The following is a 26,856-nucleotide window of genomic DNA, read 5'->3' as shown; positions in this document are numbered from 1 at the left end:
GTCTCCGTCCTGTCTGCGCGCCGCGCTTGTCAGCGCTCTTGCGAGTCCGCGTGGCAATGCGCGCCGCCGGCGGAGAGCCGTTGATGTCCTCCATTCTCGGTGCCGGTAGCCGGCTGAGTAGCGGGGAGGTCCGCTTCGTTACGCGGCGCGCGGCGCTTGGCATTGCGATTGTGGCGGTCGCAGGCGCTTCGGTTCTGTCGCTCGCCGCAGGGGTGGCGATCGGCATCCATTTACCCTCTCACGATGCAACGGGCCAGGGCGCGCCGGCGACAAGCCGCGTCGAACACGACTATGCGATCGATCAACTCGGCAAGCTCAATGCCTCGATGGCGCAGCTCGAGCCGCGGCTCGAGCGCCTGACGACGCAGGTCGGCGCGCTGCGCGATTTCGAGTCCCGCCTGAACACACCGAAAGCGCCGCCGCGCGCGCCGGCTAATCCAGCGGATCAGGACACCTCGGATGCGGATGGCGAAGGCGGCCCGTCGCTGCCGCCGCGGCGCTGCGTCGAAATCGCTACGCGGCCTTCGCGTGGCGATGCGGCTTCGACCCAGCAGCAGCTCGATTGCATGCGTGCGACGCTTTCCGCGCTCGAGCATGAGACGGATGTGCACGAGGTCGCCTTCAGCGCGTTTCCTGGCCGCATGCCGGCCGATGGCGCGCGCTTCGGTTCGCCGTTCGGCAACCGCATCGATCCGTTTACGCATAAGCTCAGTTTTCATCCTGGCGTCGATCTGGTCGCACCGAGCGGTACGCCGATTCTTGCCGCGGCCGGTGGCCGCGTGGTCTATGCCGGTCCGAAGGGCGGCTACGGCAATGCGGTGGAGATCGATCACGGCAACGGTCTCATCACGCGCTACGGTCACGCGTCGCGCATCCTCGTCCACGAAGGCGATCTGGTGCTGCCGCGCCAGCACGTCGCGGACATCGGTACCACTGGCCGCTCCACCGGGCCGCATCTGCACTTCGAAGTACTGGTGAACGGCGCCCCGGTTGATCCGACCGCCTACCTTGCGCTGTTCGGCGCCACGTCCCATGGTTGATCTTCGTTCGGCCCGCGCCGCGGGCAGTCTCACGCAGCGTGCCTATACGCTGCAGCCGGTGCGCTCGCGCGTCGCTCGCGTGGCGATCTGGGCCGGCGTGCTTGCGTGCGGTGTTGCTATGGGCGCTACGGCAATGCGGTGGCGTGACTCGCAGCACGCCGCGGTGCCGGCAGGGTGTGCAAGCGTGCCGGTTTCGCCGGACGCAGTGCAGGCAGAACTGGAGCGCACGCGCCTCGCGCTCGCACAGGAGTCCACGGCTCGCGCCAACGTGCAAAAGACCGCTGACGCGTCAGCTGCCGAAGCCAGCCGCCTGAATACCGAATTGCTGTTTCTGCGCGGCCAGGGGCAGAAGCGCCGCTGAGCGGCCGGCGGCGACGTGCCCACCAATCAGGCCATTGGCCAATCAAGCCGGCCGTCGCCCGGCCACGCAGCGCGACGAACGTTTCCATTCCCCGTTAGAGATGACCTATGTTCAGCAAGAAGAAACCCACGAGCATTCAGCACACCAAGCTCGCCACCCTGATCGCTCACGACGTGTGCATTACCGGCGACCTCGAATTTAGTGAAGGACTGCGTATGGACGGCCACGTGCGTGGCAATGTCAACGGTAAGGCGGGCACGCAGACGTTGCTCGTGCTGAGCGATCGCGGGTCGATCGAGGGCAACGTGCATGGTTACGACGTGGTGGTGAACGGCAAGATTGTCGGCGACGTAATCGCCGATCACTTTGTCGAGCTGCAACCTAATGCGCACGTCACGGGCAACATTCATTACCAGCAGTTGCGCATGGATTGCGGCGCTTCCGTCGATGGCAAGCTGACGCGGCGCGACCCGGCGCTGGTGCCTCCTACGGTGCTCGGCCGCGAGACGAACGAAACGGAGCCTCACCTCATCTGAGCCGCGGGGCGCAGTGCATCGGCCTATGGGAAATCAGCTCAGATCAAATCAGGCCTCAGGACCTGAAGCAAGGGCCAGGCCTAATCCGGCAGCGCAGCCGACCCGGACAAATTCGGCCCCTCGGGGCGCAGCGCCGGATTAAGCAGACCGGGCCGCTGTGCGGCACCCTTGTCGAGATTGGCGAGCATGCGCTGTTCGGCAAGCACCTGCTGCAAGGCCAGCATGATCAGGCCGATGACCAGCAGCAGATCGCCGGCGAACACGACCGCGTACACCGCCGACGTAGATTGCGGATTGCCCAGTATCAGCGACGCATTGGCCCGGTTCAGCAGTACCAGGGTGAGCGGCACGACCGCGTTGAGGCACGCGATCACGCTCGCGATCGCCACCATCATGCGTGCCGGTCCGAGGTCCGGACGGCGTCTGCGGCAGACCTCATAGAGTGTCAGCGCGCGGCACGGCAAGAAGAACAACGTCAGCAGCGAAGCGCGAACGACGATCGGCGCGTGCAGCAGATGGGCGAGAGAAAACAGCACGCAGAACACCGCAGTCACCGCTAAAGCAACGCGAAGCGACGTGGTGGCGCCGAACAGGGCGCGTGTGCCCACCCATATAAGGATCCGCGACTGCAGGCTAAAGGTGGCCGTTGCGACCAGCAGCGCACTGGTATTCCAGATCAGATGCAGTCCGAAACATGCAGCCGCCGCACTCATCAGGAAAAATGCGGCCGACCAGAAGCGGAATGCCGCAACACGTTCGAAGATGCGCGAGAGCGCAATTGAAACGATGCCGCTGCACAAGAACGTCATCAGGCAAATCGAATTGAACGTTGCTACGTCGAATTTCATGAAAGCTCCGCCATCCGCTCCTTGAGCAGGTCGCTGAAGGCGTCCGCCGCCAGCGGCCTGCCGAGCAGAAAGCCCTGCATCTCGTCGCACATCATGGCTTTGAGCTTGCCGAGTTGCGACGACGTTTCGACGCCTTCGGCGACCACATCCATATCGAGCGAGTGGGCGAGCGCGATGATCGCGGAGACGATCGCCGCGCCTTCCGGACCTTGATCGTCGAGACCGTTGGTGAAGAAGCGATCGATCTTCAGTTGCTTGACGCGAAAGCGCTGCAGATAGGCGAGGCTCGAGTAGCCGGTGCCAAAATCGTCGATGGCGATTTCGAAGCCGCATTCCTGAAACTCGCGGATCATCTCGATTGTTTTGGGGGCGTCCTGCATGGCCACGGTTTCGGTGATCTCGAACATGATCTGGTCGCAGGCCACGTGCTCGCTCTTGACGATGTCCAGCACGGTGCTGACCAGATTCGGCTGCGAGAGCTGACGCGGCGACAGGTTGATCGCCACCTTCATCGACGGCAGGCCTTCGTCGATCCAGCGGCGGATTTGCCGGCAGGTTTCACGCACCACCCAGTAGCCGATCTGCACGATCTGGCCGGAGCGTTCGGCAATCGGAATGAATTCCAGCGGCGGCAGCGTGCCGAGCACCGGATGGTTGAGGCGGATCAGCGCTTCGGCGCCTGCCAGCTCGTTGCTGTCGCCACGGAATTTAGGCTGGAAATTCAGCGTGAAAAGGCCGGTGCTGAGTGCTTCGTGCAATGCGTTCTGGATTTGCAGCGTACGCGTCACCGCTTCGTTCATGCTCGTTTCGAAGAAGCGCCACGTGCTGCGGCCCGCGCGCTTGGCCTCGTACATGGCCGCGTCCGCGTGCTTGAGCAGGGTCTCGACGGTGTCGCCGTCCTGCGGGAACAGCGCGATCCCGATACTCGGCATGACCTGCAGCGGCTCGTTGTCGTTCCACACGCCTTCGCGCATGCGTTCGAGGACGCTCTCTGCGATCAGGCGGGCGTCCTGGCGCGCCACCAGATTTTCCGCGAGCACCACGAATTCGTCGCCGCCCAGCCGCGCCACGGTGTCGGTGGCGCGCACGCAGGCTTGCAGGCGCTGCGCAAAGGCGGCCAGCACCTGGTCGCCGACGGAATGGCCGAGCGAGTCGTTGATGGTCTTGAAGCCGTCCAGATCCATGAACAGGACTGCGAAGACATTGTGGCGGCGGCCTGCCAGTTCGATGGCCGACTGGATCCGTTCTGTGAGCGTGGTGCGGTTCGGCAGTCCGGTCAGCGTGTCGAGCGTGGCGAGGCGCACGATCTGTCCGTTCAGGTTGGTTACGGCGCTGGCGAGGAAGGTGGTGCGGGCGTCGAAGCGGGACAGCATCAGCGTAACGATCAGGATTGCGAAGGTGAACAGGATCACGGCTGTCGCGAGCCATTCGGTATTCACGCCTTTGGCGGCACCGCAGATGGCACCTACAGGAAAGTGCGCCGCTTCCATGCCGGCATAGTGCATGCCGCTGATGGCGACGGCCATGACCAGCGCCGCGCCGACACGCCAGCGCGTGACGTTGCGCTCGCCGTCGTTGCGCAGCCGGCGCGCGATCAGCAACGCGGCCATCGAGGCGCCGATCCCGATCGCAATCGATGCGCAGAACCAGGCCGGCTGATAGTCGATGCCGGGTTGCATGCGCATTGCCGCCATGCCGGTGTAGTGCATGCCCGCAATGCCGAGACCCAGCAGCACGCTGCCGGTCGCGAGGTGCGTGAGCGTCAGCTGCGCACGCGTCGTGGAGAGCAGCGCCAGATACGACACGCCCACGGCGATGGCGAGCGAGAGTGCGGTCAGCGGGAAATCGTAGCCGAGCGGAATGGGCAGTGACAGCGCCAGCATGGCGATGAAGTGCATCGACCAGATGCCGACGCCCATTGCTCCCGCGCCGCCGGCGAGCCATGCATGCCGCAGGCGTGACGAGGCGAGCAGAGAAATGCGGCCGGTGAGGTCGAGTGCGGTGTAGGACGCGAGGGTCGCTACGACGAACGAGGCGCCTACCAGCCAGAAGTTGTATGTGCCAGGCATGTTTAGTCCAGCCGAATAGGGGGGAACAGCTCAACTGGTTATCGACCGCTGGCAGGATTTGTTTAATTTATTGTGAGGATTTTTTTAATAGATTTTCAGGGTTTGGGAGAGTTTTGAAGAGGTATTTCCTAAGCATTCCCTGACATCAGTTCGAAGCCTTCGTCGAGCCAACCGGTCACACCACCGATCATCACTTTGACCGGCCGCCCCAGCTGGGCGAGACGGATGGCGCCGCGCGTGGCGCCGTTGCAGTGGGGCCCGGCACAATAGGTGACGAACAGCGTGTCGTCAGGGTAATCCACGAGCTTCGAGGCGACGATTTTTCCGTGCGGAAGATTGATCGCACCGGCGATATGTGCCTGTAAATATAACGCTGGACTGCGCACGTCGAGCAGCACGAAAGCGGGTTTCCCTGTGGCGCACGCGGCAAACACATCCGAGCAGTCGGTTTCGAAGCGAAGCGATGCCTGGAAATGGGCGAGGGCGGCAGCGCTGTCGGCTGCGGCGATGGCGGTTACTGGGTCGAGGCTGTCAGCGGGCGACATGAAGGAACTCCTGTTAGCGGTGGATGAGCCTTCATTGTTGCGGATGGCGAGTCACCGGAGAAGTGGCGTGATCGTCAATCTACGGTAACATCACGCCATGCAAGATCATCTCGTCGCCGCGCTGGTTTACGACCGGCTCTGTACCTTCGAATTCGGCTGCGTTACCGAACTGTTCGCACTCGAGCGTCCGGAGCTCGAGCGGGAGTGGTATCGCTTCGCAGTATGCGCAGTCGAGCCGGGACCGCTGCGCGCGGCAGGCGGCATTACTGTTACGGCGCCGTACTCGCTGCGGCTGCTCGATCGCGCCGCGACGATTGTTGTGCCGGGCTGGCGCGATGCCGACGAATTGCCGCCCGCGCCCCTGCTGGCCAAAATTCGTGCAGCCTACCGGCGAGGCGCACGGCTTTGCTCGATCTGCTCCGGGGTTTTCGTTCTTGCGGCAGCGGGGGTGCTCGACGGCAAAACCGTCACCACTCACTGGCGCTACGCGGACAAGCTGCAGCAACGTTATCCGCAATTGCGTGTACAGACAGACGCGCTGTACGTCGACGAAGGGCAGGTGATGACTTCGGCCGGATCGGCCGCGGGGCTCGACATGCTGCTGCATCTGGTGCGGCGCGACCACGGTAGCGCGATCGCGAACCGGGTGGCGCAGCGGCTCGTCGTGCCGCCGCATCGTGAGGGCGGCCAGGCGCAGTTCGTCCCGCGACCGATGCCTCAGGACGAGGGCGGTCGTGTCGCCAGATTGATGGACTGGATCAGGGCGAACCCGGCATTGCCGCATACATTGAGCTCGCTTGCCGGGCAAGCGGCGATGAGTCCGCGAACGTTGCAGCGTCAGTTTCATGATGCCACCGGGATGGCCCCCTACGAGTGGCTGGTGCGTGAACGCGTGGCGATCGCGCGCGAACTGCTGGAGGCGCAAACCCCATTGCCGATGGCCCGCGTTGCACAGATGGCCGGTTTTGGCTCGGAGGAATCGATGCGCCGGCATTTCCGGCGCATCGCTTTGACGAGTCCTGGAGCGTATCGGAAGAAGTTTGGCGCGGATGCGGGTGATGGGTGAGAGTGGGCGCGCGAACAGGGCCTGTCTAGCGCGGCGATCAGCGCGCATCTCGCCCAGCACAATTGCATCGGTATCCGCCAGGCCGATGATGGCTATGGCGTATGGAAGCTAACGAGCCGGGTGCCGATACCGATGCGGCCTGTTCACCCCGTCAACAACTTTCGGCGCGAGTTCGCACATTCGTCGATTTTCTGTCAGCATCACTGGTAGCACCTGAACCTGTGAAAGCACATTCGCGTAGCGGGCGCGTTCATGCAAAAGTTCATGCAGGACGCTCCTTATCGAGTACGTAATTGCCCTCACTTCCACTCATGCTCGGAAAACCTCTCGTCTTTGCTGCTATCGCTGTGCTAGTGCCGTCGTTCGCTGCCGCCCAGGCGTTCGATACCGGCTCGCGTGCCGAGGCGTACCGTCGCTACGTGCTCGCCGGCAAGGACGTGCAGTGCCGCACCAACGCCTCATGCGCGGCGCTCGGTGTTGCAGCGCTAGATGCGGGACGCATCAAGGATGCGCAGACGCTGGTCGACATGGAATCGATGCTGGCCGATGCGGCCACCTTGCAGGCCGAAGAAGAGAACTCGCCGAAGGCCCTCAATTCGGCGCATGCACGCGCCACGATGGCCTTGATCCACGAGGGCGATGTGCAGGCGGGGCTGGGCGCGTTTTCGAATGCCCGTGCGTACTATCGCACTGCCGCAAGCCGCGGCAAGGATGCGCCCGACGATCCGATGCTAAGCCGCGTCGTCGAGGTGGCGCAGCAACGTCTGTCCGGTATCGCAGACAAGCAGGTGGTGCAGGGTCTGCCCGCGTCCGGGGTGAGCTTCGCACGTTATCTGAGCCTGGGCGCATGGAGCACCGTCACACTCGCCCCGGTGAAAGGGCGTCACGGCGTGTATCGGCTCGAGGCACGGTTCGTCTATCCAGGCGTCAGCAACGAAGGTCAGCCGGTGGTCAACACTGGAACCGTCGTGGCAAACGTGCGGTTTTTCGGCGCCATTGCGCGAGTGGTCGTCTCGGAAGAGCCGGTCGGCGCCACGATCGAGGCCACTGCGAAAGCGGGCAATCTTGGCGCGTATGACGGCCACGGGGATAAATGCCTGCTCGAGTTCAGGCTGACCGCGCCTGAGACGCTCGACATCGCGACGCACGGTGCAGTGGCCGCATGCGGCTTCGGTCCGAATGTTGCAGCCGATGGCCGATATTATCTGAAGACAGGCTCTTAAGCCTCGTTCGAGATTCGCAATCCGGGGGAGCGTATGCGTAATGCAATGGACTATCCGGCGGTGGTGTTTGTGTCGACGCTGGTGGCGATGTCCTTGTCGGCGTTGATTGGGGCGAGTCTGCTCAGGCGTGTGAAGGCCCTCACTGCAGAGTCGCGCGAAGACTTCAACGTCGTTCAGGCCGCGACGCTCACGCTGCTTGCGCTCATGATCGGCTTTAGTTTTTCCATGGCAGTGGGGCGATACGATCAGCGCAAGAACTATGAGGAAGAAGAAGCCAACGCAATCGGCACGGAATTCGTGCGTGCGGATTTGCTGCCCGCTGCGGATGCGCAGCAGGTGAGAACGCTATTGGGTCACTACCTCGAACAACGCGTGCTGTTTTACACGACACGCGATGTGCAGGAGCTCGAACAGATCAACACGGCCACTGCGCAACTGCAGTCGGGTTTGTGGGCCGCAGTGCGCGACGCTGCTGGGGCGCAGCCGACGCCCGTCACTGCGCTGGCTGTCGCCGGCATGAACGATGTGCTGAACTCGCAGGGGTACACGCAGGCCGCGTGGTGGAATCGCATTCCAATCGCCGCGTGGGGGCTCATGGTGGCGATCGCGGTGTGCTGCAACCTGCTGGTCGGTTATGGCGCACGCTCGGCCAAAGTGGGCCTGACGCTGCTGCTGGTATTGCCGCTGGTGGTCGCGACATCGTTCGCGCTGATCGCGGACATCGACAGCCCGCGTGGCGGGATCATTCGTGTGAGTCCGATCAATCTGGTGGCCACGGCGCGATCGCTGCGTCCGGGGTGATGACGCCTTGACGGCGGCTGCCCGCACAACGGGCAGCCGCAACGAGCTTAGTGCGGATGCTCGTCTTTATGCTCACCTTCCGGCTTGTGCTGCTCTGGAGCCGGATGCGGCTGTGCATGTTGCTCCGGGTGCGGTTCCGGATGCGGCGCTGCCGGGTGCGGATTGGCATGAGGCTCGGCCGGATGCGGGTTCGCGTGTGGCGCCTGGGCCGGTTGCGCTTCATGCGGCCTGGGTGCGGCTTCCTGAGCATGCTGTGGCTGCTGGCCGGCGGCGGCTTCGGCAGGACGCTGTGGCTCGGGCTGCGCATGCTGGGCTTCCGGCTGGGCATGCCCGGCTTCCGGTGCATGCGGTGCCGCGGCGCCGGCTTCGGCAGGGCGCGCGTTACGTTCTTCCGGCTGTGCGTGCGGAGCTTCGCCTTGCGGACGTGGTACGCCGTTCTCCTGAGCTGCGTTCGGATGCAACTGCTCCCCGGCTTGCGGCTTCGGAGCGGCGGCATTCGGTGCTGCTGCACCCGGAGCCGCTGCATTCGGCGCATGACCCGCTTGCGCCTCATTGCCGTGCCCAGGAGCGCCTTGCGGACCGACTGGATGAACCTGTGCCCGGTTGATCACCTGGAAGCCTCCACGAGGCGCTGCTGTACCCGGCGCGCCCGGGTGTGCCACGGCAGTGAAGGCAGCAGGCGCCGCAGTGCGTACCACCGGTGCGCCGGCCCCCGCCACCTTGCCGCCGCCCGCGGCAAAGCGTTGGGCTAACGTGTCGTGGTAAGCGGCCGGCACGACCGGTGCGCGGGTCGCAACCACCTGACGCTGCGCGAGCGCTGCCGGTGCACCCACGTGAGCCGGGCGCAGCGCGCCGGCAAAGCTCTGCTGAACCGGCGCGATAGCCGGCGCGCCGGCACCGATCTGCGCATGGGCCAGATTCTGCGCATTGAACGGACGCGCTGCCTGCGCAACCGCCTCGCCGCGTACGAACGCATTTGCCGGTACCGCCGTAATGGCGCCCGGTGCGTTCTGGTTGATGTACGTGTTGTGGATGTTGTTGATGATCGTCGTGTTGTGAACATTGGTGATGTTCACGTTGTTGATGCGGTTGTAGTACGTCGGGCTGTAGTGATACGCCGGATGCCACGGCTCTCCCGGCCCGAGTGCAAACCACGCCACGCCGGCGCCTACTGCTCCGCCAATCGCCAGGTCGACACCCCAATGCGCGCCGCCGCCACCACCACCGCCGCCGACGAAGGCCACCAGCGCCGGTGCATACACCGGCGGCTGGCTCACGACCACGGGACCCGGCACCCATGCCCACGCGCGGCCGACATAGGCCCAGCGTCCATAATGGAAAGGCGCGAAGCCCCACGGCGCGTCGTCCACCCACGTCCAGCCCCACGGCGCGATCCACGCCCAGTGGCCTTCGTGATACGGCGCCCATCCAGCCGAGACAGCTACCGTCGGCACCCACACTTCGCCGTAGGTCGGGTCGCTACGCCACGTACCGTTGGCGTCGAGGTCTTCATAACCGGGGATTTCGCGTGAGACGTAGCGTGCGGAGACCGAGTTGTCTTCCGCGCGATCGCGGCTTGCGACCCACTGGTCGAACGCATCGGGTGCCGGTGCACCGCCGTCCGCCTGCTGTTGCAGGTTGGTGCCGACAAACTGGATCTGCTGGCCCGCGTTCACCTGGAATGAGCCTCCATCACCGTACACCGTGGCGGTGCCTGCACGCACCGTGATGGTGGTCGAACTGCCGTCGGCTGCAACGTCGACGCGGAACAGGCCTGGCGCGGTGGCGACAAGCGCCACGTTCGGCGTGTCGATCTCGAAGTTCTGACCGCCCGGCAATGCGCGCACGTGAGCGGACAGCGTGCCTTGCGTAACCTTCAACTGCGTGATCGTGTCATTCAGGTTGACGATGTCGAGCGCGGTCTGCTGATCGAGCCGCAGCGCCGTCGAACCGGCATGCAGTTCCGCGCGCGCGTTGGCATCGGCCCACAACTGGTCGCCGGTCGTCAGCGGCCGGTTCAGTACGGCATAGGACCAGTCGGTCAGGCCGGCAGGTTCCAGCGTCACGGTGCCGGCGAAGTAATTCAAACGTGCGACGCGGTCAGGCGGGTCACCGGCAGCCGAAGCAGCGGGCGCTGTGGGCGAGGGCACCTGAGCGTGGCCCGCGAACGGAATCATGGCAAGAACGGCGGAGACCGTGAGCGCGGTCGCGCGCAGGCGGTGGAAGGTTGTTGTCATTATCGGCTGCTCCGAAGGTTTCATTTTGTCAGGCCCGAAGTCGAAAGCGGCCCTTATGTGTACGTCCAACTGGCTAACGTCGCGAACGGGGGAGCGGATGACATTCGCGTTGTAACCGGGACGCGAGTTTGCAACGAAATGTGAGCGCTGCATAGAGCCCGTTGGACGATCGTAAGAGCGCGCTTTGCGGCGGCAGATTCGATCCCTTGGAGACCTATCGAAAAGCAGGCCGATTTGTAAGGACATGCAACCATTGCGTAATCGGCTTGCTGGTGAGAGCTTGCGATGCAGTGCGACGCAAGGATACGCGAAGGTTCGAACAGTGGAGGACGTACTGCGTGGCGGGGTACGACAGCGGCGCGTCTGGCGTGACCGTGAATAGATTAATTTACAGCGAGCGTGATAGCGCAGGGCGGCAGGCCGCCCTGCGTCGACGGGTCAGTTTGCTGCGTCGGTTGTGCCCGGCGCGTACGCGCGCCGGCCGGTCAGACGTGCGGCGATGCGGCCGAACGCCAACCATTGCTGGGCGAGCAGGCCCTGGCCGTAGGGGCGGTTATCGCCGAGCGGTGCCGGCAACTGATCGCGAATACCGGTGGGCTCGACCGTGCGATTCCATGACGCCGTGCGGAACATCATGTCCCACCACGGAAACAGCACACCGAAGTTGCAGCCGTAAGCGGTGCCTTCATGACCATAACCGACCGCGTGATGGCGGCGATGAAAGATCGGGCTGACGACAATGCGCTCGAGTAGCCACCCATACGGCAAGCGCGCATTGACGTGCTGAATGCTCTGCATGAAGTTACTGACTGCAATCAGCACGACAAACTGGTTCGGCTGCACGCCGATAAACAGCGAGATCGCTGCAAAGAATGCGGCCTGGATGATGTCGTCGAGGAAGTGATTGCGGTCGTCGTTCCACAACGACATCTGCTGCTGGCTGTGATGCACCGCGTGCAGTTCCCACCACACGCCGAAGCGGTGTTGCCAGCGGTGATACCAGTAGCCGGCAAAGTCGAGCACCACCAGATAGATCAGGAACGAGACGATCGGCTGATCCGTCACGCCTGGCCAGAGGTTGTCGATATCGATGTTCGGAACGTTGTAGATCGAGATCAGGCTCTGCCAGTGATCGAACAGCGGCTGGAGCATGAAAAAGAACGCGATATTGATGATGCCCAGTTTGGCGATCCACGTGTACAGCACATCGGCGCGCAAGGCCTTGCGGTCCTTCCACTCTTCGATGGGGCGCAGCGCTTCGAGCGGACGCAGCGCGAGATACATGACGACGATTTGCAGCGCGCCGATGATCACCCAGTACAGGGCGTCATAGGTGTCTTCGTCGTAACCCATCAGGCCGAAGCGGTAGAAAAACGGCTGCACCACGTCGACATATAGCAGCGTCTGCAGGGCGGACACCATGTTGTCGAGCTGCGTGACGATTTCATGGAACATCAGAATCCTCGTGAATAACTGGTCATGCAATGCATCTTTAAGCAGGCCGTTCGTTTAGTCCGGGTTCGGTGCAATTACCGGTGCGCGATTGTCGAAATAGATGCCGTGCGGCGAGCGGCCCACTGCGATGGTATCGATCAGTTTGCGCGTAGTCAGGTCGATGACGCCGACGTGCTTGGCGAAGCGGAACCCGACCCATAGATAGCGCTTGTCCGGAGTTAGTTCCATGTCGTCCGGTCCGGGCATCAGTCCGGTGATGTCGCCGACGTTGGTGAGCGTGGTGTAGTCGATAATGCTGATCGTGCTTTCGACGCGATTCGAGACCACCACGTGCTTGCCGTCATCGAGGTTGCGGAAGTTGTGCGCGCCGCGGCCCGTGTGGATCTTTTTGACGATCTGCTGCTTGCGCCAGTCGACCACGGCCACGTCGTCTTCGCCGGTCATGCCGACCAGCAGGTACTTGTCGCCAGGCGTCATCCACAGGCCGGCCGGCTCGTTGCCCACGTGCATTTTCCACAGCACGGTTTGCGTGGGCAGGTCGATGGCGGCGAGTTCGCCCGAGTCCTGCAGCGTCATGAACACGGTGCGGCTGTCGGAAGCGAACGTCATGTGGCTCGGCGTCTTCGCAAGCGGGATGTGCTTGACGAGCGTCATGTTGGTGCCGTCATAGTGGTAGATGTCGGCGCGGTCCATGCGCAGCGCAGCCGTGACAAACCACTTGTGATCCGGCGAGAAACCGAGTTGATACGGGTCCTCGATACCGTCGACGGTGCGCTGCACCGCGCCGGTGTGCGGGTCGACGAACATCAGGTTGTTCGAAATCGAATCGGCGACGATCAGCGACTTGCCGTCCGGCGTGATCATCAGGTGATGAGGTTCTTTGCCGGTCGGCTCGGTGCCGACCACTTTGTGGGTAGCTTCGTCGATCAGCGAGAGTTCTGACTCGCCCGAGTCGAGCACGATGACCCGGTCGGCGGCGTAAGCGGTATTCAGGTGGCCGATCAGGGAGAAGGCGGCCGCGGCGGCCAGGGTGGCTCTCGAAAGAAATGTAACCGGCGAGTAAGGCATTCTGTAAAGTATCCGAAGGTGTAAAGCGACACCGAAAAGCTGTGCCTTCATGGAAGTGCGGCAAAGCCGCACTTCATTAACGTCCTGAGCGCGGTTTTCGATGACGCACGCTCGCGGCAAATGTGAGAAATTAGCACGTGTGGGCCGATCAAATGCCTGCGGATCGCATCTTTTGCGATTCGGGGCAATCCGACGAGGCACAGATGGACGAACGTGTGCGCGACAAAACGGCCTCCGGCACGGTCACCGGGCGCACCACCCTGGCGATCCGCGAGGTGCTCGAAGGGCGCCGCCGCGGCGCGGCCATGGTGTTGCCGTTTGCAGGACCGGCGGTGGTCGTCTCGGTGGCCTATATGGACCCCGGCAACTTCGCGACCAACATCCAGGCCGGCGCTCGCTACGGCTACGCCTTGCTGTGGGTGGTTCTGCTCGCCAACATCGTGGCCATGCTGTTTCAGGCGCTCTCGGCCAGACTCGGCATCGTCACGGGGCGCAATCTCGCCGAATTATGCCGGGAAAATTTTCCTGCGCCGCTCGTATTCGCGATGTGGATGGTGAGTGAAATTGCCGCAATGGCGACCGATCTGGCCGAGTTTCTGGGCGGTGCGATCGGTCTCGCGTTGCTGTTTCATATGCCTTTGCTGGCCGGCATGATCGTCACGGCGCTCGTCACGTACTTCCTGCTGTTGTTCGAGAAGGCCGGTTTCCGGCCGCTGGAACTGGCGATCGGCGCGCTGGTCGGCATCATCGGGCTCTCCTATCTGGCCGAACTCTTCATCACGCGGGTGGCGTGGCCAAGCGTATTCGGGCATCTTTTTACGCCGCAATTGCCGGATGCCGGTGCGGTGACGATCGCTGTGGGCATTATCGGCGCCACAGTGATGCCGCATGCGCTGTTTCTGCATTCGGGCCTCACGCAAAACCGCGCCCCCGCGCGCAACGAGGGCGAACGGGTCATGCTGCTGCGATTCTCCAATATCGAAGTGGTAATCGCCCTCACGATTGCGGGACTGATCAATATCGCCATGGTTATCATGGCGTCCGCGGCTTTCCATGCGGGTCATCCGGAGGTCGCCGAAATCGAAACGGCGTATCACACGCTTGCACCGTTGCTCGGCATTGGCGCGGCAGGGATCTTCCTGCTGTCGTTGATTGCGTCGGGAATCTCGAGTTCGGTGGTCGGGACCATGGCAGGGCAGATGATCATGCAGGGCTTCGTCGGCTTTCAGATTCCGCTGTGGTTGCGAAGAGCGATTACGATGGTGCCTTCGTTTATCGTCGTCGCGTTGGGAGTGAATGCGACGCATGCGCTCGTCATCAGCCAGGTGGTGCTGAGCTTTGCGCTGCCCGTGCCGATGGCGGCACTGATCTGGTTCACCTGCCGCGAGCGGGTGATGGGCCAGTATCGAAACGGCGTGCCGATGATGCTCGCGGCCGGGTTCTCGGGGGTCGTGGTGCTTGTGCTGAACGTGGTCCTGCTGTTGCAAACTTTCGGCGTCAGTGTGCCGGGATTGTCGAGTTGAAAGACGCGTATCCTGCACTGAGTGCTTATAAAAACCTCGCTCTGAAAACCGCATCGAAATGGAGTTGAAGCTGGAACTCATCATCCGCCCAGCCACGGTTGCTGATATAGGTGGCGTCACCGATGTTTTTCTCCGGGCGCGCAAGGAATTGATGCCGTTTGCGCCGCTCGCGCATTCCGACCTCGCCGTCTGCCGGTGGATCGCAGACTGGTTAATCCCGACGGGTGGCGTCACCGTGGCGACCGACACGCGAGGGCTGATCGTTGGCATCGCCGCGATCTCCACAGTCGACGGCGTGCTGTGGCTCGATCAACTCTACGTCATGCCGTCGCGAGTCGGCCAGGGTGTCGGCACGAGCCTTCTGGCTGAGGTGAGGGCGAACGCGCGCTTGCCCATTCATCTGCATTGCTTTGCCGAAAACAAACGGGCGCGCGCGTTTTACGAGCGGCATGGATTTGTCGCGATCGCTTTTGGTGACGGCAGCGACAACGAAGAAGGATGTCCCGATGTGGTGTATGCGTTGCAGCCGGACGGGACTCAGTTGGCCAATGGCATGGGACCGTCCGGTTGAGATGCAACTGAGAGCCGCAATGCGGCTTTACATGCTGCGGAGTCCGAAACCATCGAGTGCGATGGCCGGTTCGCGGCGTGCGACCAGATCTCCAATCAGACGTCCTGACGCAAGCGCCAGCGTGAAGCCGAGCGCACCCTGTCCCAGGTTCAGCCAGAGGTTGGCAAAGCGCGTGCCGTCGATGACCGGCATGCTCTTCGGCGTGGCGGGGCGAAGTCCGCACCACACGGCGGCGGTGTCGAAATCGACCGCACCGGGAAAGGTGGCAGCCGATTGCGCACGCAGCGTCGCTACCCGTTTGAGATCGATGTCGGCGAGCCGGCCGGTGATATCGGCCATGCCCGCGATCCGCAGCCGGTTTCCCAATCGTGCATAGACGATCTTGCGCTCGAAGTCAGTGATGCTGATGCGCGGCGCGGCCGCATCTGCCACAACGGGCGCGGTCAGGCTGTAGCCCTTGAGCGGATAAAGCGGCACACGAATCCCTAGGGCGCGAAGCAGCGGTACGCTTGGCGCAGCGTTGGCGAGCACGATGTGATCCGCGTCGAGCCGTTCCTCACCCGCATACGCAGCAACTCTTTGTGCCGAGACCTCGCGCAGTTGCGTGACCGCGGTGCCGAAACGAAAGCCAACCCCGCGCTCGCGCAATAGCTGCATCATGCTCACGCAAAACTGGTAGCAGTCGCCACTGTCTTCACTGGCGGTAAAAATGCCGCCGCACAACTGGCTGCCGAGATGGGCGAGGGCGGGTTCTCTCGCGATGCACGCCTTCGCATCGAGCGCGTCCTGTTCGCAGCCTAGCGAGCGCTGGTAGTCCAGCAGACGGCACGCTGCATCGAAAGCAGCGTCCGTGCGATACACCACTAGCTTGCCCGCGTTCGCGTGTTCGAAGCGTATGTCGGGTTCATGCACGAGCAGTTCATGCATCAGATCGCGGCTGAAAAACGACAAAGACAGCAGCTTGCGGGTACACGCCTCGCTCTGCTCGAGCGTACAGGCACGCACGAACTGCAGCAGCCAGCGCCACTGCTCCGGGTCGGCGCTTGGCCGGAAGCGGACGGGCGAATCGTGGCGCAGCAGCCAGCCAGGCAGTTTGGAGAGGACGCCCGGGCCCGCGAGCGGGGCGACATAGCTATAGGAGAGCTGACCGCCGTTGGCGAAGCTGGTTTCGAGGCCGACGTCCTGGTTGCGTTCGACGACGGTGACCTGATGCCCGTCGGCGCGCAGATACCATGCTGCGGCGAGTCCGATTACGCCGGCTCCGATGACAAGTACATGCATGGCAGTAGGGGGTAATTGGGAGACCCAGGTGAATGAGCAACCATTGTTCCGTAGTGCCGTTGGGGCCGTCCAATACCGATCTGCAGGCGGGTTATAGCTCCGGGTTATAGACAGCCTGTCAGCGGGCCTCAGGTATCGGTCGCTTCGCCGCCTTCGCGCAGGAATTCGATCAGACGCTCCGCGCTGCGCGGCGGCGGATGCTCATGCTGGGTCAGCGCATAGACGTTCAGGCTGGCGTCGATATCGAGGGGCCGCACCTGGATCTCCGCGCCATTGGGCGGATAGTTCGCGGTGAACGAATCGACGAGGGCCACGCCCACACGCGCCTGCACCAGCGACTTCGCGAGCGGGTAGGTCTGAACCGAGATGGCGCTTGCCGGGCTTTGTCCGGCGTCGGCGAGCCAGTTCGACAGAATGGCGCCAAGGTAGTCGTTGGCGTCGATCGTAATGAACGGCTGATTGGCGAGTTCTTTCGCCTGCAGCGGTCGTGTGAGCAGTTTCGCGGACCACCAGCCGGCCGGCGCGATCGCGCACAGGTTGCAGCGGCGCAGCGGCGTGAGCAGCAGGTTCGGATGTGACACCGGACTCATGGTCAGGCCAAGTTCGATTTCGTCGAGCAGCAGGGCCTGCTCGATCTCGCGCGTATGGGAAACAGCAAGTTCACAACGCAATTGCGGAAACGCTTGTGCCCAGCGTGCAACGGCCTGGGGCAACAGATGATGCGCCAGCGCGGGTGTTGCCGCGACGCGCAACGGACGCGCTGCGCCTTGCGAAAGACTCGTGACGAGTCGGCGGATGCGCTTCAATTGCTCGTCGAACGGCGTCAACTCCTGCTGCAGGCGCAATGCCTCCTGGGTCGGCACGAGCTTGCCCTTGCTGCGCAGGAAGAGCGGAAAGCCCACCGTGCGTTCCGCGTGCTGAAGCATCTTGCTGACAGCCGGTTGCGAGATGTGCAGGAGCCGCGCCGCCGCATTGGTGGAACCGGTCAGCATGATGGCACTGAACACTTCGATATGTCGCAAACGCACCCGAGGCTCCTGTGGAGTAACGTGAGGCCCGCATGATGACGCGCCTATAGCCCGAGGTTATATTACAGCGTTTTATTTTCATTGGGCGCAGCACGGCGCGGTTCATATAGTTTGCAGTGAGGTTCGCAATACGGCTCGCAATGAAGCTTGCAATGAACAGAACAACACCGCAGTCCGGGCCACACCGGATCAATCCGTAGTACATAAGGAGGTTGCGTGGAAGCCAGTTTCTCCAGCTCACAGAAGGCGGCGTGCCTGTCGGGGTTGTTCCTTGCCTGGGCGGTGGGGTACGCGGACCGCATCCTCATGAGCACGGCGATCATTCCGATCGGCCACGAACTTTCGCTCGATGCGCGTGAAGCCGGCATGCTGCTCAGCGCGTTCTACATCAGTTACGCGTTGATGCAGCTGGCCGGCGGCTGGCTGTCGGACCGTTTCGGCTCGCGTATTGTCGTGGTGCTGTGCATTGTCATGTGGTCGGTGTTTACGGGCGCTACCAGCATGGCATGGTCGTTCGGCTCGTTGCTCGTCATTCGCTTTCTGTTCGGCGTCGGCGAGGGCAGCTTCTCGCCGGCCAGTTCGGTGACGGTGGCCGAAGTGTTTCCCAAGCCGGAAAGAGCGCGCGCCAAGTCGTTTCTGATTTCCACCGTGTTTCTCGGCAATGCTGCGGGTTCGGGCCTGATCGGGTTGACGGTTGCACGGCTCGGCTGGCGTGGTTCGTTTCATATCCTCGCAGTGGTCGGCATGGGTGTAGCACTGATTCTGTGGTTCGCGCTGCGCAGCGGCATGGCGAGCCAGCGCGAGCGCGCAGCAGACCGTTCACGCGTTTCGTGGAGCGCGTTGCTGCGCACGCCGATGGCATGGAAACTGACGGCAATCTGGTTCTTCACTAGCATGCTGTATGTCGGGGTGCAGTCGTGGATGCCCTCCTATCTGATGAAAGCGTACCGGATCGATCTGCTGCACATCGGTCTCGCCGCGACCGTTCCCAACCTCATTGCGTTCGCCGGGACCAATGCGGTTGGCGTGCTGCTCGACAAGTACGGCAACGGGCGCGAGCGCGTCTTCATGCTGCTTGGCGCGCTGTTTAGCGCGGTATTCTTTGCGCTGATGATCACGACTACCTCGATCGCGCTGCTCGTCATGTACTGGACGCTGTTTCTGCTGGCCTTCAACTTTGTCTATGCCACGGTGTTTTCCGCGCCGTTGCGCCACTTCCCGGAGCATCTGATCGGCAGTGCGACGGGGTTGATGAACTTCGGCGGGCAACTGGGCAATTCGATTGCCCCGGTCGCGATGGGCGCACTGATTGCCGCGAGCGGTGGTTCGTATCTTGCGGCATTCTGGCTGTTGCTGGTTTCCGGGGTGCTGGCGACGCTTGTGTCGGCGACGTGGAACCCGGCCCGCGCCGTTGCGGTTCGTCCGTTGGCGGGTAGTCCGTGAAAGGAGATCCGATGCGTGTGTTTACCGGCAGTCTTGCGACCGAGACCAACACCTTCGCGCCGATGCCGACTGGCCTCGCCGCATTCAAGGAGCGTCGCTATTTTCCAGCGGGTTGCCATCCTGCCGAGATGTCGTCGTTTGGTGGACCGCTGTGGGCTGCACGGCAACGCGCGCAGGCTTATGACTGGACGCTGATCGAAGGCATGGTTGCCTCGGCGCAGCCTGGCGGCACCGTCACGCGCGAGGCTTATGAGTCGCTGCGTGACGAATTGCTGGCCGACCTGCGCGCCGCGTTGCCCGTCGATATCGTGCTGCTCGGCCTGCACGGGGCAATGGTCGCCGACGGCTATGACGATTGCGAAGGCGATCTGCTCGCGCGGGTGCGTGAAATCGTCGGGCCCGGTGTGGTGATCGGCGCGGAACTCGATCCGCATGCTCACCTGAGCGAAGCGATGATCGCGCATAGCGACGTGCTCGTGGCGTACAAGGAGTATCCGCATACCGACATCCTCGAGCGCGCTTACGAACTGGCCGATCTATGCAGGCGTCTCGCACAGCGTGAGATCGCGCCGGTTTCAGCGGTGATCGATTGCGATATGGTCGTGCCGATTCACACGACGCGCGAACCTGGGCGTTCGCTGGTCGCGCGCATCCAGTCGCTCGAAGGCCACAACGGCATTCTGACTGTTTCGATCGTGCAGGGTTTTGCAACCGGCGACGTACCCGACATGGGCACGAAAGTGCTCGTCTATGCCGACGGCGACGCGCAGGCGGCGCAGCAACTTGCGCGTGAACTGGCCGACGATCTGGTGGCGATGCGCGACACGCTGCTGGTGCGCTATCTCGACATCGACACCGCACTCGACCGGGCCACGGTTGCGCCGCGCGGGCCAGTGGTGCTGGCAGACCGCTCCGATAACCCCGGCAGCGGCGCGGCAGGCGATTCCACGTTTATCCTGCGGCGCATGCTCGAACGCGGTATCCGCAATGCGGCGCTCGGTCCGCTATGGGATCCTGTTGCGGTCAGTATTGCGTTCGACGCGGGCGTCGGCTCGCGGCTCGATATGCGCATAGGCGGCAAGATCGGACCGTTGTCGGGCGACCCGGTGGACGGCCGCTGTGTCGTCAAGGCGCTCATGCGCGACCTGAAAATGACCGGCAATGGCGGAACGCCGACGCAAATGGGCGATTGCGCGTTGATCGAGATGGAGGGCATCGAGATCGTCCTCAACACGTTGCGCGGCCAGGCCATGAATGTGGATCTGTTCACGCAACTTCAGTGTGACCTGTCCAGCAAGCGGATTGTGGTGGTCAAGTCGGCACAGCACTTTCATGCGTCGTTTGCGACGATCGCTGAGGATATCCTGTACGTCGGCGCCCCGGGTTCTGCTAGTCCGGACTGGAATGCGCTGACTTATGGAAAGATCAGGTATCCGAAGTGGCCGATTGAGCAACCTGAATCAGGTTCATTGAACTGAGACCCCTACTATGAGCGAGCACACTCCGCGTCCTTTCGACCTGGTGATTCGCGGCGGCACGGTCGTCGATGGCACGCGCCGTCCGCGCTTCGATGCGGATGTCGGCATTCGCGACGGCATGATCGTTGCCATCGGCGATCTGTCCGGGCAAGCCGCGCGTGCTGACCTGGATGCCGGTGGCAACATTGTAGCGCCGGGTTTTATCGACTCGCACACTCACGATGACGAGTCCGTGCTGTCCGACCCCGAGATGATCTGCAAGATCTCGCAGGGCGTGACCACCGTGGTCACTGGCAATTGCGGCGTTAGCCTCGCACCACTCAAAGCGAACATGGCGCTGCCTTTACCGCTTAGTCTGCTGCAGCAACGCGACCCGTCGACGGCATCCGCTTTTGGGCGGTTTGCCGATTACCTCGATGCGCTACGCGCGGCCCCTGCTTCGGTGAACGTCGCCGCCATGGTGGGACACACCACGTTGCGCGTGATGACAATGGACTCGCTCGATCGCGCGGCCACTGATGAAGAGATCGCGGCGATGCGCGACCTGCTGAGCGAAGCGTTAGACGCGGGAGCAATCGGTGTATCGACGGGTACCTACTATCCGCCCGCAGCGCTAGCACCTGCTTCGGAAGTCATCGAGGTGTGCCGTCCGCTGACGGGCACCGGCGCCGTGTACGCGACGCACATGCGCAACGAGGCGGAAGGCTGTGTGGATTCTCTGCATGAAACCTTTGCCATTGGCCGGGCGCTGGATGTACGTGTCGTCATTTCGCACCACAAACTGATGCGGGAAGCGAACTTCGGCAAGTCGGTTGTAACCTTGCCGCTGATCCGTGCCGCAATGCAGTGCCAATGCGTCGCGCTCGATTGCTATCCGTACACCGCCAGTTCGACGATGCTGCATACGGTCGAGGAAAAACTACAGGGGCGTGTCGTGATCGCGACCAGCGAGCCTTACCCGGAATACTCGGGACGCGAGCTTGCCGAGATTGCCGACGAATGGAAAGTAAGCCGTGTGGAAGCCGCACAGCGTCTGCAGCCGGCAAGCGCGGTCTATTTCAGCATGGACGAGGGCGACGTCAGGAACATCATGGCCTTCGAGGACACGATGATCGGCTCCGACGGCCTCGCTGGCGGCAGCAAGCCTCACCCGCGTTTGTGGGGAACGTTCCCGCGAGTGCTAGGCCACTATAGTCGTGACGTGCGTCTATTTCCGCTTGAAACGGCGGTCTGGAAGATGAGCGGACTGACCGCCAAAAACTTCGGCCTCAAGGATCGCGGGACTATCGAAGTGGGCAAGCATGCGGATGTCGTCGTGTTCGATGCGGCCACGGTACGCGATCGCGCGACCTATGACGACCCTATCCAGACCGCCGAAGGCATCGAAGCGGTGATCGTCAACGGCATGCTGACCTGGCGGCATGGCGCGCCCCGCGGCGCACGCAACGGTCGGGTGCTTACGCGAATGTAAAGCGGGGGGAGCGGGTGTGCACGATGCGGCGTAATGGAGGCACGGGCTCTTCATGATTCACGCATTTTTCGTTCGCTTGTCACGCTAACGACTTTTTCATGTGGTTCTCTGCTCGGCAATCGTGAAGCAGATGAAACGGTCATAAAACGCGGTCAAAATCGGACGTCTGCCGTTCGCCAGGTCCGCTTGACCGGGCTGTCCCCTCCCGCAATACGACGACTATTTTCTATGCCATCTAGAGGTCACCGGGTTTCATGCATCATTTGCGCCTATAACGAAGCACCGCGTATCGCTGCGGTGCTGGCGGTGGCGTCGGTCCATCCGCTGCTAGCCGAAGTCATCGTCGTCGACGATGGCTCGACTGACGGCACGGCCGACATCGTCAGGCGCTTTCCTTCGGTCAGACTGATCCAATGCGCGCAGAACCGCGGCAAGAGCGCGGCGATGGCTGTGGGTATAGCAGCCGCGGAGCACGAGTGGCTTATGCTGCTCGATGCCGATCTGAAGGGCCTGGCACTCGACCACATCAGCGCGTTGGCCGCCCCCGTCCTGAGTGGATGCGCCGACGTCAGCATGAGCCTGCGGCAGAACAGCCTGCTGCTGTTTCGCTTTATCGGCCTTGATTTCGTCTCCGGGGAGCGCGTCGTCAGAAAGCAGTTGCTCGACGAAGCGCTCAAGGAAATCCATGGCTTGCCGCGCTTCGGCATTGAAATGTTCATGAACCGGCGCATCATCTCGCGCCGGCTTTCGATTGCGGTCACGCATTGGCCGCACGTCACGCAGGCGCGCAAGACCGAAAAGCTCGGCTACTGGAAGGGCGTGCGCGCCGAGTGGCGCATGATCTCCGATCTGCTGAAGGTGACCTACCCACTTGCGTTGATTACCCAGACGCTGCAGCTATTTGTCCTGCGGGTCGATCATCCGGGCCGCGCTCGGCTTTCGGTAAGAATCAGAAAGCCGCGCGATACGGCCGCGTAAGGGTCTTTGAGAAAGCGCCTGGCTTTGACGTGGTGCCCGGCACTCTATTGTGCGAGCGGTACGGCACCGCGGCGGCGCCACGCCAGCGCGATAAAGCCTGCAGCGCCTAGCAGTAACGGGCAATAGAGCGTCGCAAAGCGCCACAGCACGAGCGCGGTCGCCATGGCCGCGCGCGGCACCCATGGCGCGAATGCGGCGGCCAGCGCCAGATCGCCGCTGCCGCCTCCGGCAGGCACGCCTGTCCACAGCGCCGCGTGCAATACGACGGCCTGCACCGCCAGCACGAAGCCAAGTGGCAAGCGATAGCCGAGTTCATGCAGGATGAACCACAGCGCGCTGTAACGAAGCAGCCATTGCAAGGTGGTCAACACCAGCAGCGCTGCAAGACGCCAGCGCGGCCCCGTCAGCAGCAGCACCCATTGCCGCCCTACGCTCTGGCGAAAGCGGGTCCAGCGCGCGCGCCGCGCCCGCAGCCATACGATGCGTCGCCCCGCTGCGTCGAGCGCGGCGACGGCGGGGCGGCGGCAGAGCCACAGCACAGCCACGACGATCGCGAGCGCCGCCAGTACGGTGAGGACGGTGGATAACGGGAAGTTCGGCGTCACCTGACTGAGCGGTCCGAGCGCGAGCAGCAACGAGAGCGGCACGGCGGCCGCGAAGAACGTCAGGTCTAACGCCTGGTCCGCGCCGACCACCGTGGTGGCGAGTGCCCACGAGGCTCCCGAACGCTGCAGCAGGCCCATATTCACGCCGTAGCCCGCTGCGCCCAACGGCGAGACGAGAAATGCGAAATCGGTGACGACGGTAATCGTTAGCGTGCGCAGGAAGCGTAGCCGCAGGCCAAGCGCGCCTTGCATCAGATGCAGTTTTCCCGCCTTGGCAGCAGCGCTTAGCGCGGCGCTTGCCGCCAGCACCGCAAAGATCTGCAGGGAGACGCTGCGTAAGCCGGTCAGCACGTCATGCGCGCCGAGGATAAACGGCGCACCCATTGCGAGTCCGACGCCGAGTACGGCCAATGTGGTTGCCGCATGACGTATGTGCAGTCGCGTCATGAGTTTCGCCCAGGTCCCCGCCGGGGGCTCGGAGCGTTGCGCGGAACCGGCACCGCGCGCGTGTTGGTCGTCAGAAGTTGGGGTTCGCAAGGAAGTAGAATAAACATGCGGAAAGCAGGATCGTGACAGGCAAGGTAACCAGCCAGGTGAGTGCGATACGCCATAGCATACCGCCTTGCACACCCTGGCCACCCGCTACCATCGTGCCGGCAATTCCCGACGTAATGATGTGAGTTGTACTGACCGGTAGTCCAGTAAATCCAGCCGTGCCGATCAGCACCGAGCCGACCAGTTCCGCGCTGGCCCCTTGGCCCGGCGTCATATGTTGCCTGCCGAGCCGTTCGCCCAACGTACGTACCACGCGTTTGTAGCCAATCATCGTGCCGATACCCAGGCATAGCGCGCTTAGCACACGAACCCACCATGGCGCATATTGCACCGGCGGGCCCATTTTCTTCAGCAGATCCGTTGCCTGCGCCTTCTCGTCCTTGCTGGCACCGTTCTGCTCGCCGACGTGCTTGAGTTCCGAGAGCACATCGTACACGGCTCCGCGCAGTTGTGCCCGCACCGCCACCGTTTGCGGTGAATTCGCAGAATCGTCGTGGGTCTTGAGTTCGTGCGCCTCGCTGGCCAGTTGCGGGCCGGCGTTTTGCAGCAAGGTCGCGGACTTCAGCGCCTGATCCTTGACGTCGTCGCCATAGCGCTGAATCAGTGGAATTGCGGCTGCCGCGTTCTGGCTGAGTTCGGTCATCTGACCGGTGGCCTGTGGATTGAGCGCGTATGCAGCCGGCAGCAGACCGATGATCGTCAACATGATGAGGCCAATGCTTTTCTGACCGTCATTGGTGCCGTGCGAAAAGCTGACCGTGGTACACGTGAGAACCAGCAGCCCTCTTAGCCACCAGACCGGTGGCTGGCCTTCCTTCGGTGTTTCGAACAGATGACCGCGCCGCACCACGAGCCGCATGATGCCGTACAGTCCGCCAGCCAGCAGCAGGCCCAGTATCGGCGAAATGGCAAGCCCCTTCAGTACGATCACGATCTGCTTCCAGTCCACTCCTTGCGTCATGCTGCGCGCCTTGATCAGCGCGTCGGCTGCCGCGACGCCGATCAGCGCGCCGATGATGCAATGTGAACTGCTATTGGGTATCGCAAACGCCCACGTCAGGATGTTCCAGAACAGGGCCGCCGCGAAAATCGACACCAGCATCGGGACGGCGGGCGAACCGTCCGGTGGCGTCAACACATCGGGCGGCAGTATTTCGACGAGCGCATAGGCGACAGAAATTCCCCCCACCATCACCCCGATAAAATTCATCAGACCGGACCAGATCACGGCCTGGCCAGGTTTGAGCGACTGCGTGTAGATGACGGTGGCGACCGCGTTGGAGGAATCATGGAAACCGTTGGTCGCCTCGAATGCCAGCACCATCACGAGACAGACGACCAGCATGGCGACGACGATGCCGGATGACGGCATGAAGTGAACGAGCATTTGCACTCCCGGAAGCGGTGGGGGGCAAAGTCGCGGATGTCGGCTGGCTGCTCCGTGAGTGCGAACGTTTCATCCTAGGTTGCCCCGATGAACCTTTTAAGTCAGCGACGGTGCGCTGCTTTTGCACCGTGCGACGACTGCGGCAGCACGCGGCATGCCTGCGAAGGGTTCATTTCCGCTCGTGGTGCGGTGCTTACTCGACTGCAATCGAGGGCGGCGCGTGTTCGTCCATCGAATTGACCGCGAGCCGCTGTTCGGATGCTTGCATCGAGTGCAGCGGAAGCGCAACAAACACGCTGATGCGACGCAGAATCTGCCGGAACACCTGTTCGAAGACACGCTTTTGCTCGGCGTCGTCGCTGCCTGCTGCGAGCGGGTCCGCAAAATTCCACTCGCAGAAGATCGGCTTGCCGGGAAACGCGGGCGCATGCGCTTCGCCGGCTTCTTCACACATTGCGATCACCACGTCCATCACGGGTGCATCTGCTTTCGTATAGACGTTCCAGCTTTTTGGCCGCACTCTGCCGAGATCGCCTATCGTGGGGCGTAGTTGTGCAAGCGTGAGGGGGTGCACGTCGTCAGCTGGTTCAATGCCGGCGCTAAACGCTTCAAAACGCTCGCCGCCGAGCTCGCGAAGCAGCGCTTCGGCCATGACGCTGCGCGCGGAATTCGCGCGGCACAGGAACAACACATTGCATTTCCGGCTCATCTGAACTACCCCCGTAATATTCTGGTGACAATCTTTGTTGAGAATTGTGCTGATGGAGTTTTGCGTACCTATGACAACTAACGCTTGAGGGCCGTTTGAATCACTTTGCCAAATCGATGTCGGTGCATTCACAGATGCATCGAAGCGTGGAAGAACTGTCTTTTGCATTTGTCGTTCTGTTGAACCAGCCGCTTGCGAGACTGGAGGCGGCGAATCGCTTCGAGCGATTGTGGAATGAGACCAACGAAGCCGCGAGCGCGAGCCTCGGTACCGAGCGCGCCGTGAGCTACATCGCTCTGCTGAAAGACATGGATACGCGGTGGCGCCGCCTGAGGGTGCTGAGCTAGATCGTGACGTCGTACGCGACGCATGGAAAGCAAAGGGCGAAGTATTAACGGCATCAAGCGAAAAAACTTTAGGGAAATCCTAAATAAATTGCGCATATTCAAGATTCGCAATAATTACGTTTTATTCTGCTTTAATTTCTTAGGCGTTTAAATCAGGGCGCTATCTTTAGTCATCGATCTGTCACATGCGGTCTACGATAATCGTGGCGCCCGACAATTCCGACCAACACA

24 protein-coding genes are annotated in these 26,856 nt (G+C 62.5%); 13 read left to right on the top strand and 11 right to left on the bottom strand.

Going from position 1 to position 26,856, the window contains the following annotated elements:
• Positions 1-83 precede the first annotated feature (83 nt).
• The 3 genes from BUS06_RS37015 (at position 84) to BUS06_RS37005 (ending at position 1,937) form a co-directional block, all read left to right on the top strand.
• The gene (locus tag BUS06_RS37015; protein WP_074269187.1) at positions 84-1,040 is read left to right on the top strand and encodes a M23 family metallopeptidase; all 957 of its coding nucleotides are present in this window, start codon (positions 84-86) and stop codon (positions 1,038-1,040) included.
• The gene (locus BUS06_RS37010) at positions 1,033-1,401 is read left to right on the top strand and encodes a hypothetical protein (protein ID WP_074269186.1); all 369 of its coding nucleotides are present in this window, start codon (positions 1,033-1,035) and stop codon (positions 1,399-1,401) included. Before BUS06_RS37015 ends, BUS06_RS37010 begins: the two co-directional genes overlap by 8 nt.
• 107 nt (positions 1,402-1,508) lie before the next feature.
• Positions 1,509-1,937 carry a bactofilin family protein gene (locus tag BUS06_RS37005; RefSeq protein ID WP_074269185.1) on the top strand — a complete coding sequence of 143 codons (429 nt, stop codon included), beginning with the start codon at positions 1,509-1,511 and terminating at the stop codon, positions 1,935-1,937.
• 80 nt (positions 1,938-2,017) lie between these two features.
• On the opposite strand, the gene BUS06_RS37000 is transcribed toward BUS06_RS37005, so the two are convergent.
• From BUS06_RS37000 to BUS06_RS36990, 3 genes are all read right to left on the bottom strand, one after another.
• Positions 2,018-2,785 carry a hypothetical protein gene (locus tag BUS06_RS37000; protein ID WP_074269184.1) on the bottom strand — a complete coding sequence of 256 codons (768 nt, stop codon included), beginning with the start codon at positions 2,783-2,785 and terminating at the stop codon, positions 2,018-2,020.
• The gene (locus BUS06_RS36995) at positions 2,782-4,854 is read right to left on the bottom strand and encodes a putative bifunctional diguanylate cyclase/phosphodiesterase (protein ID WP_074269183.1); all 2,073 of its coding nucleotides are present in this window, start codon (positions 4,852-4,854) and stop codon (positions 2,782-2,784) included. The genes BUS06_RS37000 and BUS06_RS36995 overlap by 4 nt, the downstream gene beginning before the upstream one ends.
• 128 nt (positions 4,855-4,982) lie before the next feature.
• The gene (locus BUS06_RS36990; RefSeq protein ID WP_074269182.1) at positions 4,983-5,399 is read right to left on the bottom strand and encodes a rhodanese-like domain-containing protein; all 417 of its coding nucleotides are present in this window, start codon (positions 5,397-5,399) and stop codon (positions 4,983-4,985) included.
• 97 nt (positions 5,400-5,496) lie between these two features.
• Between BUS06_RS36990 and ftrA the strand changes: the two genes are divergently transcribed.
• The 3 genes from ftrA to BUS06_RS36975 all read left to right on the top strand — a co-directional run bounded on the left by ftrA (position 5,497) and on the right by BUS06_RS36975 (position 8,489).
• Positions 5,497-6,465, top strand: a complete 969-nt coding sequence (gene ftrA / locus BUS06_RS36985) for a transcriptional regulator FtrA (protein ID WP_074269181.1) — start codon at positions 5,497-5,499, stop codon at positions 6,463-6,465.
• A 311-nt stretch (positions 6,466-6,776) separates the two neighbouring features.
• A complete protein-coding gene (locus BUS06_RS36980) occupies positions 6,777-7,688 on the top strand; it encodes a hypothetical protein (protein ID WP_074269180.1) in 912 nt (303 codons plus the stop codon).
• A 33-nt stretch (positions 7,689-7,721) separates the two neighbouring features.
• Positions 7,722-8,489, top strand: a complete 768-nt coding sequence (locus tag BUS06_RS36975) for a bestrophin-like domain (RefSeq protein ID WP_074269179.1) — start codon at positions 7,722-7,724, stop codon at positions 8,487-8,489.
• A 47-nt stretch (positions 8,490-8,536) separates the two neighbouring features.
• On the opposite strand, the gene BUS06_RS36970 is transcribed toward BUS06_RS36975, so the two are convergent.
• The 3 genes from BUS06_RS36970 to BUS06_RS36960 all read right to left on the bottom strand — a co-directional run bounded on the left by BUS06_RS36970 (position 8,537) and on the right by BUS06_RS36960 (position 13,249).
• Positions 8,537-10,726 (bottom strand): DUF6600 domain-containing protein, encoded by a 2,190-nt coding sequence (locus BUS06_RS36970; protein ID WP_074269178.1) that lies wholly within the window; start codon positions 10,724-10,726, stop codon positions 8,537-8,539.
• Between the two features lie 438 nt (positions 10,727-11,164).
• A complete protein-coding gene (locus BUS06_RS36965) occupies positions 11,165-12,181 on the bottom strand; it encodes a sterol desaturase family protein (protein ID WP_074269177.1) in 1,017 nt (338 codons plus the stop codon).
• Between the two features lie 54 nt (positions 12,182-12,235).
• Positions 12,236-13,249, bottom strand: coding sequence for a YVTN family beta-propeller repeat protein (locus BUS06_RS36960; RefSeq protein ID WP_083611761.1), 1,014 nt, complete (start codon positions 13,247-13,249; stop codon positions 12,236-12,238).
• Positions 13,250-13,452: 203 nt separating this feature from the next.
• On the opposite strand from BUS06_RS36960, the gene BUS06_RS36955 reads away from it, so the two are divergent.
• Together BUS06_RS36955 and BUS06_RS36950 are read left to right on the top strand one after the other, a co-directional pair.
• On the top strand, positions 13,453-14,772 hold the full coding sequence (locus BUS06_RS36955) for an Nramp family divalent metal transporter (RefSeq protein ID WP_074269175.1): 1,320 nt from the start codon (positions 13,453-13,455) through the stop codon (positions 14,770-14,772).
• Between the two features lie 64 nt (positions 14,773-14,836).
• Positions 14,837-15,343: a GNAT family N-acetyltransferase gene (locus BUS06_RS36950; protein WP_217272848.1), complete on the top strand. Its 507-nt coding sequence runs from the start codon at positions 14,837-14,839 to the stop codon at positions 15,341-15,343.
• Between the two features lie 27 nt (positions 15,344-15,370).
• Here BUS06_RS36950 and BUS06_RS36945 read toward each other — a convergent pair whose 3' ends face one another.
• Positions 15,371-16,732 carry a D-amino acid dehydrogenase gene (locus tag BUS06_RS36945; protein WP_143787716.1) on the bottom strand — a complete coding sequence of 454 codons (1,362 nt, stop codon included), beginning with the start codon at positions 16,730-16,732 and terminating at the stop codon, positions 15,371-15,373.
• Positions 16,733-16,752: 20 nt separating this feature from the next.
• Positions 16,753-17,652, bottom strand: a complete 900-nt coding sequence (locus BUS06_RS36940; RefSeq protein ID WP_074269172.1) for a LysR family transcriptional regulator — start codon at positions 17,650-17,652, stop codon at positions 16,753-16,755.
• A gap of 216 nt (positions 17,653-17,868) precedes the next feature.
• Between BUS06_RS36940 and BUS06_RS36935 the strand changes: the two genes are divergently transcribed.
• From BUS06_RS36935 to BUS06_RS36920, 4 genes are all read left to right on the top strand, one after another.
• Positions 17,869-19,095, top strand: coding sequence for an MFS transporter (locus BUS06_RS36935; protein ID WP_074269171.1), 1,227 nt, complete (start codon positions 17,869-17,871; stop codon positions 19,093-19,095).
• An 11-nt stretch (positions 19,096-19,106) separates the two neighbouring features.
• Positions 19,107-20,573 (top strand): M81 family metallopeptidase, encoded by a 1,467-nt coding sequence (locus BUS06_RS36930; protein ID WP_074269170.1) that lies wholly within the window; start codon positions 19,107-19,109, stop codon positions 20,571-20,573.
• Between the two features lie 10 nt (positions 20,574-20,583).
• Complete coding sequence (locus tag BUS06_RS36925; RefSeq protein ID WP_074269169.1) at positions 20,584-22,044, top strand: N-acyl-D-amino-acid deacylase family protein; 1,461 nt, start codon at positions 20,584-20,586, stop codon at positions 22,042-22,044.
• A 228-nt stretch (positions 22,045-22,272) separates the two neighbouring features.
• Positions 22,273-23,022, top strand: a complete 750-nt coding sequence (locus tag BUS06_RS36920) for a glycosyltransferase family 2 protein (RefSeq protein WP_074269168.1) — start codon at positions 22,273-22,275, stop codon at positions 23,020-23,022.
• 44 nt (positions 23,023-23,066) lie between these two features.
• Here BUS06_RS36920 and BUS06_RS36915 read toward each other — a convergent pair whose 3' ends face one another.
• From BUS06_RS36915 to BUS06_RS36905, 3 genes are all read right to left on the bottom strand, one after another.
• On the bottom strand, positions 23,067-24,074 hold the full coding sequence (locus BUS06_RS36915; RefSeq protein WP_074269167.1) for a lysylphosphatidylglycerol synthase transmembrane domain-containing protein: 1,008 nt from the start codon (positions 24,072-24,074) through the stop codon (positions 23,067-23,069).
• Between the two features lie 70 nt (positions 24,075-24,144).
• Positions 24,145-25,569: an inorganic phosphate transporter gene (locus BUS06_RS36910; protein WP_074269166.1), complete on the bottom strand. Its 1,425-nt coding sequence runs from the start codon at positions 25,567-25,569 to the stop codon at positions 24,145-24,147.
• Positions 25,570-25,762: 193 nt separating this feature from the next.
• Positions 25,763-26,278, bottom strand: a complete 516-nt coding sequence (locus BUS06_RS36905) for an arsenate reductase ArsC (RefSeq protein ID WP_074269165.1) — start codon at positions 26,276-26,278, stop codon at positions 25,763-25,765.
• 146 nt (positions 26,279-26,424) lie between these two features.
• Between BUS06_RS36905 and BUS06_RS36900 the strand changes: the two genes are divergently transcribed.
• On the top strand, positions 26,425-26,625 hold the full coding sequence (locus BUS06_RS36900; RefSeq protein WP_254369064.1) for a hypothetical protein: 201 nt from the start codon (positions 26,425-26,427) through the stop codon (positions 26,623-26,625).
• Positions 26,626-26,856: the final 231 nt, after the last annotated feature.

It is taken from the genome of Paraburkholderia phenazinium (genome assembly GCF_900141745.1).
In the GTDB taxonomy this organism is placed as follows: domain Bacteria; phylum Pseudomonadota; class Gammaproteobacteria; order Burkholderiales; family Burkholderiaceae; genus Paraburkholderia; species Paraburkholderia phenazinium_B.
The sequence above is the reverse complement of the archived record's forward strand: the minus strand, read 5'-3'. Positions and strand labels throughout refer to the sequence as shown.